The 13,788-nt window shown below is 57.7% G+C and carries 11 protein-coding genes and 1 pseudogene; 10 read left to right on the forward strand and 2 right to left on the reverse strand.

Annotated elements, in window-relative coordinates; genetic code table 11:
- Nucleotides 1-22 precede the first annotated feature (22 nt).
- Nucleotides 23-1,786 (reverse strand): thiamine pyrophosphate-binding protein, encoded by a 1,764-nt coding sequence (locus tag EN851_RS22580; RefSeq protein ID WP_210234934.1) that lies wholly within the window; start codon nt 1,784-1,786, stop codon nt 23-25.
- Between the two features lie 475 nt (nt 1,787-2,261).
- Here EN851_RS22580 and EN851_RS22585 point away from each other — a divergent pair, with 475 nt between their 5' ends.
- The 7 genes and pseudogenes from EN851_RS22585 to EN851_RS22615 all read left to right on the forward strand — a co-directional run bounded on the left by EN851_RS22585 (nt 2,262) and on the right by EN851_RS22615 (nt 8,652).
- A complete protein-coding gene (locus tag EN851_RS22585; protein ID WP_135906868.1) occupies nt 2,262-3,449 on the forward strand; it encodes an alpha-hydroxy acid oxidase in 1,188 nt (395 codons plus the stop codon).
- A gap of 312 nt (nt 3,450-3,761) precedes the next feature.
- Nucleotides 3,762-3,908, forward strand: a pseudogene (locus tag EN851_RS37285) (pseudoazurin); the annotation flags it as partial.
- 25 nt (nt 3,909-3,933) lie between these two features.
- The gene (locus tag EN851_RS22595; protein ID WP_135906869.1) at nt 3,934-4,803 is read left to right on the forward strand and encodes an MBL fold metallo-hydrolase; all 870 of its coding nucleotides are present in this window, start codon (nt 3,934-3,936) and stop codon (nt 4,801-4,803) included.
- A 552-nt stretch (nt 4,804-5,355) separates the two neighbouring features.
- On the forward strand, nt 5,356-6,648 hold the full coding sequence (locus tag EN851_RS22600) for an amidase (RefSeq protein WP_135906870.1): 1,293 nt from the start codon (nt 5,356-5,358) through the stop codon (nt 6,646-6,648).
- A gap of 31 nt (nt 6,649-6,679) precedes the next feature.
- Entirely contained in the window at nt 6,680-7,339 is a 660-nt protein-coding gene (locus EN851_RS22605; RefSeq protein ID WP_135906871.1) for a DUF2848 domain-containing protein, read from the forward strand.
- A 1-nt stretch (nt 7,340) separates the two neighbouring features.
- Entirely contained in the window at nt 7,341-7,712 is a 372-nt protein-coding gene (locus tag EN851_RS22610) for a cupin (RefSeq protein WP_135880847.1), read from the forward strand.
- Nucleotides 7,672-8,652 (forward strand): ABC transporter substrate-binding protein, encoded by a 981-nt coding sequence (locus EN851_RS22615; RefSeq protein ID WP_210234935.1) that lies wholly within the window; start codon nt 7,672-7,674, stop codon nt 8,650-8,652. Before EN851_RS22610 ends, EN851_RS22615 begins: the two co-directional genes overlap by 41 nt.
- 18 nt (nt 8,653-8,670) lie before the next feature.
- On the opposite strand, the gene EN851_RS22620 is transcribed toward EN851_RS22615, so the two are convergent.
- Complete coding sequence (locus EN851_RS22620; RefSeq protein ID WP_135906872.1) at nt 8,671-9,279, reverse strand: MarR family transcriptional regulator; 609 nt, start codon at nt 9,277-9,279, stop codon at nt 8,671-8,673.
- A gap of 793 nt (nt 9,280-10,072) precedes the next feature.
- Here EN851_RS22620 and EN851_RS22625 point away from each other — a divergent pair.
- The 3 genes from EN851_RS22625 (at nt 10,073) to EN851_RS22635 (ending at nt 13,764) form a co-directional block, all read left to right on the forward strand.
- Complete coding sequence (locus EN851_RS22625) at nt 10,073-11,584, forward strand: aldehyde dehydrogenase family protein (protein WP_210234936.1); 1,512 nt, start codon at nt 10,073-10,075, stop codon at nt 11,582-11,584.
- Between the two features lie 3 nt (nt 11,585-11,587).
- Entirely contained in the window at nt 11,588-12,013 is a 426-nt protein-coding gene (locus EN851_RS22630; RefSeq protein WP_135880843.1) for a RidA family protein, read from the forward strand.
- Nucleotides 12,014-12,324: 311 nt separating this feature from the next.
- The gene (locus EN851_RS22635) at nt 12,325-13,764 is read left to right on the forward strand and encodes an FAD-dependent oxidoreductase (RefSeq protein ID WP_135880842.1); all 1,440 of its coding nucleotides are present in this window, start codon (nt 12,325-12,327) and stop codon (nt 13,762-13,764) included.
- The last annotated feature ends 24 nt before the right edge of the window (nt 13,765-13,788 follow it).

Consider the following 13,788-nt stretch of genomic DNA (forward strand, 5'->3'; position numbering starts at 1 on the left):
TGAATGACGATTGGTCGAACGTTCAGCCGCGCGACATCATCGAGGGAGGGGCGTAGGTCGCGCCAACGAGCACATCGATGAGATAAGGCCGTCCTTCTCTCACTGCATCGAGCCCTCGCGCGATCGCACTCTCGAGATCTTCGATGGATTCAACTGGGCCTTCTGCCTGCACACCTTGGCTGCGCGCCATTGCACTGAGGTCAACGGCAGGATCATCGATGCGCTGACCAATCCAGCGGTTTGCGGTTTCACGTGACCTGACCTTCGCAACCGCCTCCTGGTGCAGCTCATCATTGAAGTTCGATCGATTGTTGCTGACGATAAAGAGCGCCGGCAGCTGATAATGTGCAGCGGTCCAAAGAGCCGTAACACCTTGGAGAAAATCGCCGTCGCCCAGGACGCCCACAACCAGTCTGCTCGTATCTTTCAACGCGAGCGCGGCTCCAACCGTCAGGCCGGGGCCTGCAGCCAGGCCGCCGCCTCCGTCGTGACCAAGAAAATCCAGCGGCCCACGAAGATCGAAAACGTCTCCAACCCAGCTCAGATTTGAGTGGGCCAGCGTCAATTCGCGATCACCTCGAGCGCGTTGCAGGGCAACTTCGATATCGTGGGGATGTATTCCCGGGCCGGGGGAGTAGTCCCCTGATGGCGACGTGGACGCGGGATAGCTGACGGAGCTTCCTCGGGTCAGGGAGCGCGTGGCGTCGAGCAGTTGCTCGACAAATCTGTCAGAGTTTGCCAGCACCGGCGCATCGACAGGGGGAAGCCCGAAATAATCCATGCTCCAGCCCCGATGTAGATGGCTGTCCAGTGATACGTTAATGATCGTCGCCTGTATCTTGTGGGTTTCAGAACTTACGCCGCGCAACAGGCCGTTGAGGTCCGGCCAGTCCAAGCTCAAGATCACATCCGCGGCCGCAACCTCATCCTTGAAATTTCCGCCCAAAATCGAGATCGGCGGCAAGACATGAAGCGGATGCGATGTCGGGAAGACAGCACGCTCTAGAACCGACGTCACCACCGTTGCGCCAAAGAATTCGGCGAGTTTGACACGGCGGTCCCAGTCCGCTTGAGAGCGCGATCCACGTCCGATGAGGAAGAGCGGGTGTGTTGCGCCGTTCAGGAGATTGGCGACCCTGCTCACCGTGGCCGCATCCGCAACGGCAGCTGGCGCCGTGCCGTAGCGCGTCGGAGGAAGCTCCACCTGCTTTGTCAGACGGCTTTCCTGCATACCCGCATCGAGGCAGATGTAGACCGGCGCCTTTGGTTCAGTCTGCGTTAACTGCATGCCCCGGAGAAATGCCTCGATTGTGCCGTTCGTAGACCGCGGCTCGTCGTCCCATTTCACATAATCCCGTAGGAGTGCTCCTTGATCCTTCGCCGTATGGATCCAGTCGATCCAGGGTCGCCGTTTCTCGGGTTCAATGGGGCCGGTAGCGCCCACGACGATCATGGGCATACGGTCGCAATAGGCGTTGAAAATGCCCATGAGGCCGTGCATCAGGCCGACGTTGCTATGGAGAATGGCCCCCATAGGCCTATCGTGCACTTTCGCGTAGCCGTGAGCGATTGAGATTACATGATCCTCATGCAGGCAAAGCAACATTTTCGGCCGCTCATCACCAAGGAAATTGACAAGGCTGTCGTGCAACCCCCGATAGCTGGCCCCCGGGTTCATGGTCACATACTCAATCCCGAGATGTCGCAGCATGGCAGCGGCGACATCGCTTCCCCACTCGGGGCTCGGCTCGGAAACGATCCCCGTTTGCAACTCCGACTGGCGCACCTAGTGCCCTCCCAAAAAAAGGTTATTTATGAAGCTAAATTTCATATGCATTATGATAGCTTTCTATCGTCCTAATGTGCAATAGCGGTGTGCATTCCATCGATCAGCGGCCGCCGTTTGGTTGCATCGACAGGACTCGTGCTACGGATAAGCAGCATCGGAGACCTGTCGATCCAACTGTCGAACACTCCGATCCGCCGACGCTATATTCGGCATCGGCGCTGTCTTCATCGTCGCGGGGCTCCGTCCATAGCACCGGTGCCGACGACCTCAGCACCGCACTCCCCCGGTCACATGCTGGCGTCACACGTGGCCTGGTCTGCTCCACCTATTGGCTGGTATTTATCTGCCGTTGACATGTTGCGAAATAGCATAGTTAAGTAGGTAATTAGCCAATGTCGGCTGCCCTCGCGGGGGGCATTATTTTTATGCTCGAAGTTGCCATAAGGGTGCATAAGGGTGAGAGGAAACCGATATGCGTTTGACGGAATGCCTCTCCGTTTCGGATTTCAGGCTAGCCGCGAAGCGCCGATTGCCAAGATTTCTGTTTGAATTCATTGACTTAGGGTCTGAAGACGGGGTTGCGCTTAACGACAACATCGAATCTTTCAGAAAGATCAAGCTGCAGACTAGGTTTCTGGTCGACCTCTCCAAGCGCGATATGAGCACCCAGTTGTTTGGGAAGCCACTTTCGCTACCCCTCGCCACTGCTCCAACCGGTATGGGAGGTTTTTGTTGGTACAGCGGCGAGGTTGCTATTGCGAAAGCTGCGGCAGAGGCTGGGATTCCGTTCACGCTCGCGTCGACGTCTGATGCCAGTATGGAGACCGTCGCGAGAGAAGCCGGCGGCCGACTTTGGTTTCAAATATATATGTGGAGGGAGACACACTATTGTTACGAGATGATCGCGCGCGCGCGTGACCTCGGATTCGAGGCATTGGTGGTCACTATCGATCAGGCGCTGGGGCGATCGAGAGAACATAATGAACGAAACAAATTCTCAATACCGTTCCGATTTAGCACCCGCACCAGCATTGATGCTGTTCGCCGGCCGCGCTGGTTGTTGGGCGTTGCGGCACAGCAATTAGCAAAGAAAGGAATTTGGTATCACGCCAATCATCCGCAACGGTATCAATCAATTTTAGGCAATGCAGCGATACCAGACCGACATGAGGCGATGACCTGGGATGAGATTGCTAAAATTAGAGATGTATGGCCGGGAAGACTAATTGTTAAAAGCGTTCTCAGTCGCCAGGACGCTCAAAAAGCGATTGCCTGTGGCGCCGACGCGATTGTGGTCTCCAATCATGGAGGGCGAGCTCTCGATTCAGCCGTCTCCTCAGTCGAGATGCTTCCGGAAATCGCTGCTGAAGTGGGCAAGCGTATACCTATACTTGTTGACGGCGGAGTGCGGCGTGGAAGTGATATTGCAAAGGCTTTGGGCCTTGGCGCGGCTATGGTTCTTATTGGTCGCGCTCCGCTCTACGGCGCTGCCGTTGCTGGGCAGCCCGGCGTCGCAAAAGTCTTCAGGCTCTTGGCTGACGAGTTTGAAAAAACTTTGGCCTATCTTGGATGTCGTACGCCGGCTGAGGTGGATAAATTCATTTTTGCAGATAACGCATTGCGGAATGCCCTCTCTACGGGCCAGGACCAGCGTCGGTAGCGTCGCATCTCGTGGTGAATGAACACCCGGATATGGGCCGGCCAGCGTCGCACAACGCTCTCCGCGCCAATCACCCGGCCTATTGTCTGTGGCGGAGCTGCCATACGCGCGCTGCTTTCCTGGAAGATCCCGAGTAGCGGATCGAAGCTCGTTGGTTCTTTGCGCCAACGCAACGTCAAGCGATGTGAAACGAGGTTGTGCCAGCGCAGAGAGCGCCCCGCGAAGCACGCTGTCGGTCCTCTGGAACCGATAGGGCTGGCTCAAGAAAGACTGAGGGACAGATCCGATGAACAGAGCACTTTCGATCTCACCGTGGCAGCCGCATGCGGTGGCGACATGTCGGGCAAGCATCAAGTGCAGATGCTGAACAAGGGAACCACCGGGCAGGCTCTGCACTTCGAGCCGGAGTTCCTGAGGGTAGCACCCGGCGACACGGTGACATTCGGGGCAACCGACAAAAGGCCATATCTCGGAGGAAGGTAGCATGCAGACGCTTCGAATTGGGGACGTAACAATTACCAGCATAATAGAACGGGACGGCCCTTGGCGCCGACCCGAGGACATGTTCCCAGCTTATGATCCGGAGATCGGGCGGCGTCACATCGCCGAACTAGACCCGGTCGTTTTCGACAAGGCATCTGGCCGAATGGTTATCACGTATCAGAGCTTCGTCGTGCGCACGCCGAAGCACACCATTTTGGTGGACACCTGCACCGGCGACCACAAGGGCTACTCGGCTCCAATGGACTTTCCGAAACAGCCCTGGCTGGACGGTTTCCGTGGCGCGGGCCTGCGCTTCGAGGACGTCGACTACGTTTTTTGCACTCATCTCGACATCGATCACTGCGGCTGGAACACCGTCCTCAAGGACGCGCGCTGGGTACCGACATTTCCGAATGCCAAATACGTCTTCCACAAGGGCGAGTACGCCGCCAGGGAAGCTGAGACCCGGCAAGGCGACAATACGCTCGACAACGTCTGGCGTTTCAACTGCGAGCCGATCGTTGAGGCGGGGCAGGCACTTCTGGTGGACGAAAACTATGAGCTCGACAATACCGTGTCTCTGACGCTGACACCCGGCCATTCTCCTTGCCATTGCTGCGTCAATATCCGCTCGAGGGGCCAAAGTGCCGTAGTCACCGGCGACCTGTTCCACCACGCCCTGCAATGCCGCGAACCGGAATGGTCGACAAACTTCGACTGGGACCCAAAGGCTGGCATCCGCTCGCGCCGAAACTTCCTGGCATCGGTTGCCGGAACCGGCACCTTGGTTCTGCCGATCCATTTCCCAAATCCGACGGTTGGACGAATCGAGGCGGACGGCGACCGGTTTCGCTATTCTTTCGTGCGTTAGAAGTGACACCGCGACCCAGCGGAACTCTGTTCCGAGCGACACCAGGCGGAGGCATTTCAGGAGGAAAGGCTCCATGTGCATATTCGCCTAGGATGTGTGGGTTCCGATAGCGGACGCTTCCCCGAATGCCTGTAACGAGCGCACTCGAGAGTTCCTTCCTTTGATTAAGATTGGTCCCTCCTCGATGTGCAGCTCGACGTATGCGCGCACTTTGCCATCGTCAATCTGTGGTATTCCCACTCGAACGGCCTCGAGCTTCAGTCCGAGCGCCGTGACGTGTGGTCGGTTAATGTCTCAGCCCTGTCAGATTGTCGGATCTCCAGTGCATCAACGGGGAAAAGGGCAGCAGGTACCAGAGGTTGGAGCCGGCAGCCTTGCTTATCTGCCGAATGCGTGTCGGCCAAATCCTGCCATCCTGCCTTCTTCATCTGAGCCTACGACCGACGGTTAGATGGTCGGCGCCGGAAAAAGCTAGACAGACTGCCGGCAACAGGATTATGTTCATTAGGTATGTATGTTCCTATGTAAAATTTAGAGATATCGAGGTCTCCAATGGATCGGAAGTGCGCTGCGGTCGAGCGGCTAGACCGGGCGATTGCCGCCATCGGGGACCCAAATCTAGACGGCATGGTGGCTTGCCCCACCGTGTACTCCGACGGTGCGCGCGCCGCGGCAACGGCAGCGGATGCGCGTGCCAAGGCTGGTATCAGTCTCGGGCCGCTCGACGGGGCGATCGTCACAATCAAGGATCTTTTTGATGTCGCCGGCGAGGTGACCCGCGCAGGTTCTGTGGTTCTCGCCGGCGAGGGCAAGGTTGCGACCCGTGATGCGGTTGCTGTGAACCGAATGCGGGCAGCGGGCGTGATCATCGTCGCGAAGACCAACATGAGCGAGTTCGCATTCTCGGGCGTCGGCACCAATCCGCATCTGGGAACGCCACGCAATCCACTCGACACCAGCCGGGTCCCGGGAGGGTCCTCGTCAGGCGCCGCCGTGGCGGTAGCCCGCGATTTCTGCGAGATCGGGATTGGCACTGATACCGGAGGCTCGACACGGATACCGGCCGCCCTATGTCGCCTGGTCGGCTTCAAGCCGACCAGCAACCGGATTTCCACCCGAGGTGCTTTTCCTTTGTCGGAAAGTCTGGACTGTGTGGGTCCGATCGCCCGCACGGTCGACGCATGCGCTTCGGCGGACGCGGTTCTGGCCGGCGTCGAAGACGACCAGGCTGCGGTGCCGCTGGCGGGGCTGCGCGTCGGCGTCGTCCAAGGTTTGCCCTTCGAGGGCATAGATGCGGCGATTGCCGAGTCGTTCGATCGCGCCTTGCAGGCGTTGGCGGCCGCTGGTTGTCGCGTGACAGATGTCATGCTGACTGAACTCGACGGCATGCGCGAGGTCAATGCCAAGGGCGGAATTGCAACCGCCGAAGCCTTCGCCTTGCACCGCCACAGGCTGAGCCAGGCTTCCCGCATAGATCCGAACATATTGGTGCGGATCGAACGCGGCAAGACGATCGGCGCCGCCGATTACATCGATATGATCCGTGGACGTGGCGCGCTTGCCGCTTCAGTCGGCCGGAGCGCGGCCGACTGTGATGTGCTCGTCATGCCAACTGTTCCGATCGTGGCACCGACGCTGGAGCAAGTAGCAAGTGCGGCAGGTTTCACGGAGCGCAATGCACTCCTGTTGCGCAACACGGCGATCGCGAATTTCTTCGATCTGCCCGCCATTTCGTTGCCTGTCGAAGGCCTGCCTGGCGCTGCTCTCATGATGATCGGGCAATCTGGCCGGGACAGGCGACTGCTGGCCATGGCCCGATCGGTCGAGGCATGTCTAGGCGAATAATGACCGCGTTGAAACAGAAGGAGGGGGTCACTTGATCCAAACGAGAACGCTCGATCCGAGGGATGTCAAAGATCTGACGATCGCCGGATGGACTGGCAGAAACCGTGATGCCGTCGAAAAACACATCCACGAACTAGAGGCGATCGGCGTTGCCAGGCCCACCTCCACGCCGATTTTCTACCGGGTTTCTGCCTCGCTCTTGACCGTCAGTCACTCGATCGAAGTGATGGGTGATGCCTCGAGCGGGGAGGTGGAGCCGGTGCTGGTCACACTCGGTGGCCAGCTTTGGGTCGGCGTCGGTTCCGATCATACCGACCGCAAGGCAGAAACAATCGGCGTGACCCTCTCGAAGCAACTTTGCGCGAAACCAGTAAGTTCGACACTCTGGCGCTTCGCCGACATCAAAGACAGATGGGATGACATCGAAATCCGCTCGCATATTAATGTCGACGGCGAACGGCGTCTCTACCAGGAGGGTACGCTGAGCACCATGCGCCCACCTGGGGAACTGGTGGTGCTTGGGTTCGGCGGTCAGGGTCTGAGCGAAGGGTCTGCCATGTTCTGCGGCACGCTCCCTGTTCGTGGCGGCTTGCAGCCGTCCCAGCGGTTCGAGATGGAGATGCGCGATCCATTAACCGGTGAGACAATCACCGCTGCCTACGACGTAATCACGCTGCCTGTGCGAGGATGAGATGACAGAAAAGCTTCACGAGGAATTTGCCATCGTCGACCTTGAAGAGGGTTGGCACACCCCGGATGGCTACCCATCGGGCATCAAGCAGAAGATTCTCTCCGGCGGACTTGACGAGGTGGCGCGAAAGGGTAATCGGACCCGGCTGCTGCGTTTCGACCCCGGCGTCTATACGACCTCGCCATTCGTCCACATTTACTGGGAGGAAGTCTTCCTCGTTTCAGGGGATCTCATTGTCGGTAACGACACGGACGGGAAGGGGGGGGAGAAATTCGAGGGCTATACTTACGCAGTTCGGCCGCCGGGCGTCTATCACGGCCCCTTCAAGTCGGATGGCGGCTGTCTCCTGCTTGAAACGCACTGGTTCCAATAAGGAGTTTATTGCCATGCTTAAGCTTGCTGTGCCCGACATGGTGTCGAACTCCTACTTTCCGGCGGAAGCCGCGATAGAGCTTGGCCATTTCCGCGATAACGGGTTGGACGTTTCCCTGGACCTGATGTTCCCGGTAGACCGTTCCTACAAGGCGCTGCGGGACGGCGAGATCGACATAGTCGCCGGATCCGCACATTCGGCCCTGGCCGCCTTTCCGAACTTCAAGGGCGTGAAACTCCTCTGCGCGCAAGCGCAGGGCATGTACTGGTTCCTGGTCATGCACGCCGACTATGCCGCGCAACGCGGCGACCTTTCGGTATTGAAAGGCAAAAGGATCGGCGCGGCGCCGTGGGTGGAAACCGGATTGCGTGGGTTGCTCGCTGAAGCGGGTATCGACATCGAACGCGACGGGGTAACGATCGCTCCGGTTCCATCGCAGCCCGGCCAAACCGTCAACTTCGGTCTCAATGCCGCCAAGGCGCTCGAGGCTCGCCTGATCGACGGATTCTGGGCTAATGGCATGGCAGCCGAGATCGCTACAACCAGGGGCATCGGCAAGGTCATTCTTGACGTGAGGCGGGGTGACGGTCCTTCCGAGGCCTTCGATTATACTTTCGCCTCGATCGCCGTTCGCGACGAGTTCGTCGCGGAAGACCCGAAACGCGCACAGGCGATCGTGCAGGCGATCGTCGATACCCACGCCCATCTGCATAAAAATCCGGATGTGGCGGCCCAGGTCGGCGCAGCGCTGTTCCCGGCAAACGAAGCCGGCCTCATTACAACGCTGATCAAGCGCGATCTGCCATTCTACGATCACCGCATCTCCCGCAAGACCGTCGCGGGAATGAGCAGGTTCGCACGGCACATGAATCTGGCTTCGCAGGATCTCGCCTACGAGGATGTGGTGGCGAGCCGGACAAGCGCCTTCAGCGACGTCTGACCGCTGGCGGATGGCTGCTCAGTCGATCGGGTTTTCCCGCTCCGCGACCTTGAGTTGCGCCAGCGCCAACTCGCTGTTGCGAGAAAGACGAGTGAAGAGCGATTCGGCCGAAGCAAGATCGGCCGCCGTCATTCCTTCAAACAGAACGTCGTTAACTTTGGTGACGAAAGGTGCGACAGATTTAACCGTCTTTTCGCCTTCCGCGGTCAGACTGACAAGCACGCTGCGCCTGTCGTCATCCGACGAGCGCTTCACGAGCAGGCCACCGCGAATCAAGCGGCCCACCTCGGTCGTCACGTGCGTTGGTGCCAGATGAACATACTGCGCCAGCCGCTTTATGGTGACGCCCTGCTCACCTTGTCGATAGGCCACTCCGAACAAGACGGCAAACTGGGAACCGGTCAGCCCGATCTGCCGACCGAACGCCTCTCGGCAAACAGTCAATTTTCCGAGAACCTCGGCAAACAGGTATATGACATGACGGAAGCTGTCATCGCTGCCGTCAACGAGTAAAGTGGGGTTGGAGACTGTCAACGGCGCAGAAAACTCAGTCTGCTTGATGCTGGCAACGGTCTTCGTCTTTGCCGCAACTCCGGTTGTAGCCAACTTCTGCTTGATCTCTGGCACTCATGTCCTCCGGATAAACCACCCCGAACCTTCTTGCCCAAGCGCCAACGACGGCAGACCAGAGCGAGTCAGGTTCTAGGAACTGGTACCTGAAAGGTATCTTGATATCAAATCTGGAAACTTTTCTGGCAGCTATTGAACGGTATCCGGTGCGTGGCTTTCTGCTGTGGCAACAACGGACAACGCAACAATGCGCCCTGTATCCAACTCCCCATTCCCAGAGCTTTCGTAAAGCTTCTGAATTAATGTTAAACATTCTCCAAATTAGAAAGGTATTGAAGTCCTGGTCAAGAGGGAATCGGGCAGGCGCACCGTCAGCGGCGGCGAGGGCTGCGGCAAGCAGTTGCGTCAGTGGAATTTAGTGGCAACGAGCTTGGCGTCGAAGGGGGGAGGTTCCGCCCCCTTTATGCGGTCAGATCTCCTGCATTGCTAGCATCGGCATTGGTTTCTTCGATCTGTCACGCTGGGGATCTGCCCGATTGGCTTGATCTGATGAACTGATGCCTCCCAGGCATAGTGTTGAGCCAAAGCCCCGTTGTGGGCTCGTGAATGTCCCAGCGCAGTCCGATTATAATCACACTGTGCGCTTCCAAAGCTCGATGCCATCTCATGTCACGTGGTGTGCAAGCCGGTCGCAATGTCATGACGCGGTGCCAGACGTGGCGCAGAGGTTAAGCGCTTCACCTGTTTCAACGAGCGGCATCAGCCAGGGAAATTGCTAGTTGACAAAACATCAAAATGATATGTTAGTTATGGATATAACAGTTGGTGTTTTGGAGGAGATTTCATTCAGATGGTTCGCGATTCCGCAGTTTTTGAAGCGTCAGAACCAACGCTGTCGTCAACCGCATCGATGGTCGGTGCACGAAAGTGGGGGTTGGTGATAGACGGTAAGATCACTGGCGCGTTGGAAGGGCAGGAGTTTGAGAACTTCAGTCCCGTCACCGGCGCCATGATATGCCAACTGCCCGATGCGCGTGAGCGCGATGTCGAAGCTGCGGTTGCGAGCGCGGCCAAAGCTCAGGTTGATTGGGGCCGCATGCCCGTCAAGGAGCGCTCTTCCATTGTAAGGAAGCTTGCGACGGTACTCCGCGAGCACCGCAAGGAGCTCGCTGCGCTCGACGCCATTGATGTCGGAAACGTGTATTCCTTTATGCTTGCGGACGTGGATGCCGCAGCCGACACGCTAGAGATGATGGCGAATTTCGGCCTGAGCCTGACTGGACGGACTTACCCGGTCGCGGATACGCACCTTTGCTATTCCCGGTATGAGCCCTACGGTGTGGTCGCACGCATCAACGCGTTCAACCATCCAGTGTTGTTCGCGGGTCAAAAGATCGGCGCGCCTCTGGTCGCGGGCAACGCCCTTATCATGAAGCCTTCAGAGAACGCGGCTCTTTCGGCTTTGCGTATGGGCGAATTGTTTGCAGAACATCTTCCGCCGGGATTGCTCAATGTGATCGTCGGGAAGGGGGCGGAGTGTCCGCAAGCGATTGTCCGACATCCGGCAGTCAAGAGAATTGGCTTCATCGGCAGCTCACAAGTCGGGATGGCCATTCAGCGCGACGCCGCCGCTGTTGCAGTAAAGAATATCACGTTGGAACTTGGCGGCAAGAATGCACTGATCGTTGCTCCAGACGCCGACTTCGAAGCCGCTGCAGTCGGCGTCGTAAAAGGAATGAATTTCGTGGGCTGGCAGAGCCAGTCCTGCATGTCGACGACCCGTGCAATCGTGCCCCGTTCCGAGCAGGAGCGGTTCGCCTCTCTGGTTAAGGCGGAGGTTGAATCTATTGTGATCGGGGATCCATTTGAGCCCACCACTAGGATGGGAACGCTCGCCTCTCAGGCGCAGTTCGAAAAGACACGGATGTACGTGGACATCGCCAAAAGCGAGGGCGCCGAACTCGTGACCGGTGGTGAGCCTCACACGGGCTGCGGGCCTGGCCTCTATCACAAGCCAACCGTTTTCACCAACGTTCGTCCCGAAAGTCGCCTGGCCCGCGAAGAGGTCTTTGGACCAGTTCTATCGATAATAGGTTACGACACCCTCGATGAGGCAGTCCAGATCGCTAACTCCGTGACCTTCGGGCTCACTGGGTCCGTCTGGAGTCGCGATATCGGGACCGCTCATCGGCTCGCGCACGCATTACAGGCCGGTTACGTGTGGATCAACGATTCCTCCTCGCAATTCGAAGGCGTTCCGTTCGGCGGCTACAAAAACTCCGGCATCGGACACGAGGATGGATTGGAGGAGCTGTTTAGCTATGCGCAGCTCAAGGCGCTCAACGTTCGCATCGGAGGATAGATCGTGACTGAAGTTGGCATTTTGCCCAAAGGGCTTGGACCGTTCCGCATAGGCCGCGACACGATGCCTTGGAGCAGCGGGTGCGTATCTGGCGGCTTCGTTTTTCTCTCAGGCATCGTCGGGCACGTCGACGACGATGGCAATCCAGTTCCCGGACTCGAAGAGCAGACGGAACTCGCCTTCGCCCGTCTAATCTCGGAACTCGAAAGGGCTGGAAGCTCGTTCGATAATCTGGTTCGGCTGAACCAATATATCACCAACGCCTCTGAGCGAGAACCTTACGTGGGCCGCCGGGAGGCCTTTCTCAGGAGTAAAGTAGACAAGTACCCGGAACGTCGGGCTTTTGCGTCAACTCTCCTTATCACCACCCTTGCAGACCCCGCTATCCGGTTGGAATTGGAAGCGACTGCGGCAGTCGGGGCAAAGTGAATTGACGCGACCAAATGCTTGACAGCTACGAAATTCATATTAATATTGTATGTTAATTATCTCGTCGGAAGGGATGAGCATGCGGCGAGACGGTAGGTAGATATTGCACCTTGGCATACGACGAGCGGAGAGGTTGAGACCATGAAGGCTTCTTCGCTTGATGTTTGAAGAGGCGCTTGAGTCCTCTCCCGGCTGGATCGAGCGAGCCCAGATGTCGCCTCTGCAGGCAAGAGATGAAGTTGAGTTAGATAGCGCCCGACAGTTACTACTACTGTGATCGTCTGTTCGATAAGATTGGAAAGTTAGTACAAATGGCAAGTCCAAACGGTCAAGCTGTAACACCTTTGACGCTGCGCGCCCCTAGTGTTATCGATCTGGGAAAGCGCCGCCCGCTTTGGCTTGACCAAGCTTTTGGCGACGATTTTCCTGGCAATGCCCCTCTTAGCGGCAATCATAAAGCCGACGTTGTAATCGTAGGCGGCGGTTATGTCGGCTTGTGGACGGCTCTAGAGCTGAAGCGGCTTCAACCGTCGCTCGACGTAGCGCTTGTGGAGCGCAAGACGTGCGGCTCCGGCGCCTCGGGGCGCAATGCCGGGTTTGCCATGCCGTGGTGGCTCAAGATCTTAACGCTGGAAGAGGTCCTTGGTCGGGAGGAGGCGTTAAAGCTTTGCATAGCGAGCGAAGATGCGGTGGCGCAGGTCATAAGTTTCTGTGAAACGCATTGCCCGGAGGCACAACCGCGGAAAGATGGCTGGATGTGGGCTGCGTCCACGCCAGCACATGTAGGACGTTGGGAGGCAACGGTCCGCAAGCTTGAAGAGCTCGGCAAGCAGAGGTTTACACTCTTAGGCGCGAAAGAGATTCAGGAGCGGATCGGGACCAATACCCACCTTTCTGGCGTCTATGATCCGAACGCAGCTACTCTTCACCCCGGTTATCTGGTTCGCGGACTCCGTAGACGGGCAATCGAATTGGGAGTGAGGGTATATGAAAATTCGCCCATGCTCGAGATCAGAGACGCTAACCCGGCTGTGGTCGTCACGAAAAACGGCACGATCTCGGCACCCCAGGTTGTGTTGGCCAACAATGCCTGGTCAGCAAACCACCCCGCAGTCAAGGGAAGAATCGTAGTTATTGCGGCTGACCTGCTTGCTACCAGCCCGATTCCGCAAAGGTTGGCGCAGTTGGGATGGACTAACGGCACCGGCGTTATTAACGCGCGCCAGCGCATCCAGGTTTATCGCACCACCCCGGACGGCAGAATTTACTTCGGTCGCGGTGGGGGAGGACTTGCATTCGGAGGTTGGTTCGGCGACCGCTACGACTCGTCCCCAAAACATTCTCGTGAAACCGCGGAAGCCTTCCAAAAAATATTCCCGATGTTGGCTGACGTAAAGATCTCTCACAATTGGACCGCGCCGATAGACATGACGCCGACGGGGCTTCCCTTCTTCGGCCGCTTTGGGAAGTACAAGAATGTATCCTATGGCGTTGGCTGGAGCGGCTATGGAGTCGCATTGTCCCATATTGGCGGACGCATCCTGTCTTCGATGGCCTTGGAGCTAAAGAACGAGTGGTCGGAATGCGGCCTTGTAGACCGCCCGGCCGAGAAATTTCCACCCGAACCTTTCCGCTATCTCGGCGGCAAGCTCGTACAGGCGGCGGTGACGGCTAAAGAGAAATCGGACGATTCACAGAAGAAGCCCACTAAGTTTGTGTCTCTTCTGAGTCGTCTTGCGCCAAAGCATTGACGTTCCGCTCTGGGCAATCGGGAC

Origin of the sequence: Mesorhizobium sp. M8A.F.Ca.ET.208.01.1.1 (assembly GCF_004791315.1) — a bacterium.
Lineage (GTDB): Bacteria > Pseudomonadota > Alphaproteobacteria > Rhizobiales > Rhizobiaceae > Mesorhizobium.

Coding starts and splice junctions, on each gene's coding strand:
- EN851_RS22585 (WP_135906868.1), top strand. CDS start 2,262: ATGCGTTTGACGGAATGCCTCTCCGTTTCGGATTTCAGGCTAGCCGCG.
- EN851_RS22595 (WP_135906869.1), top strand. CDS start 3,934: ATGCAGACGCTTCGAATTGGGGACGTAACAATTACCAGCATAATAGAA.
- EN851_RS22600 (WP_135906870.1), top strand. CDS start 5,356: ATGGATCGGAAGTGCGCTGCGGTCGAGCGGCTAGACCGGGCGATTGCC.
- EN851_RS22610 (WP_135880847.1), top strand. CDS start 7,341: ATGACAGAAAAGCTTCACGAGGAATTTGCCATCGTCGACCTTGAAGAG.
- EN851_RS22615 (WP_210234935.1), top strand. CDS start 7,672: ATGGCGGCTGTCTCCTGCTTGAAACGCACTGGTTCCAATAAGGAGTTT.
- EN851_RS22625 (WP_210234936.1), top strand. CDS start 10,073: ATGGTTCGCGATTCCGCAGTTTTTGAAGCGTCAGAACCAACGCTGTCG.
- EN851_RS22635 (WP_135880842.1), top strand. CDS start 12,325: ATGGCAAGTCCAAACGGTCAAGCTGTAACACCTTTGACGCTGCGCGCC.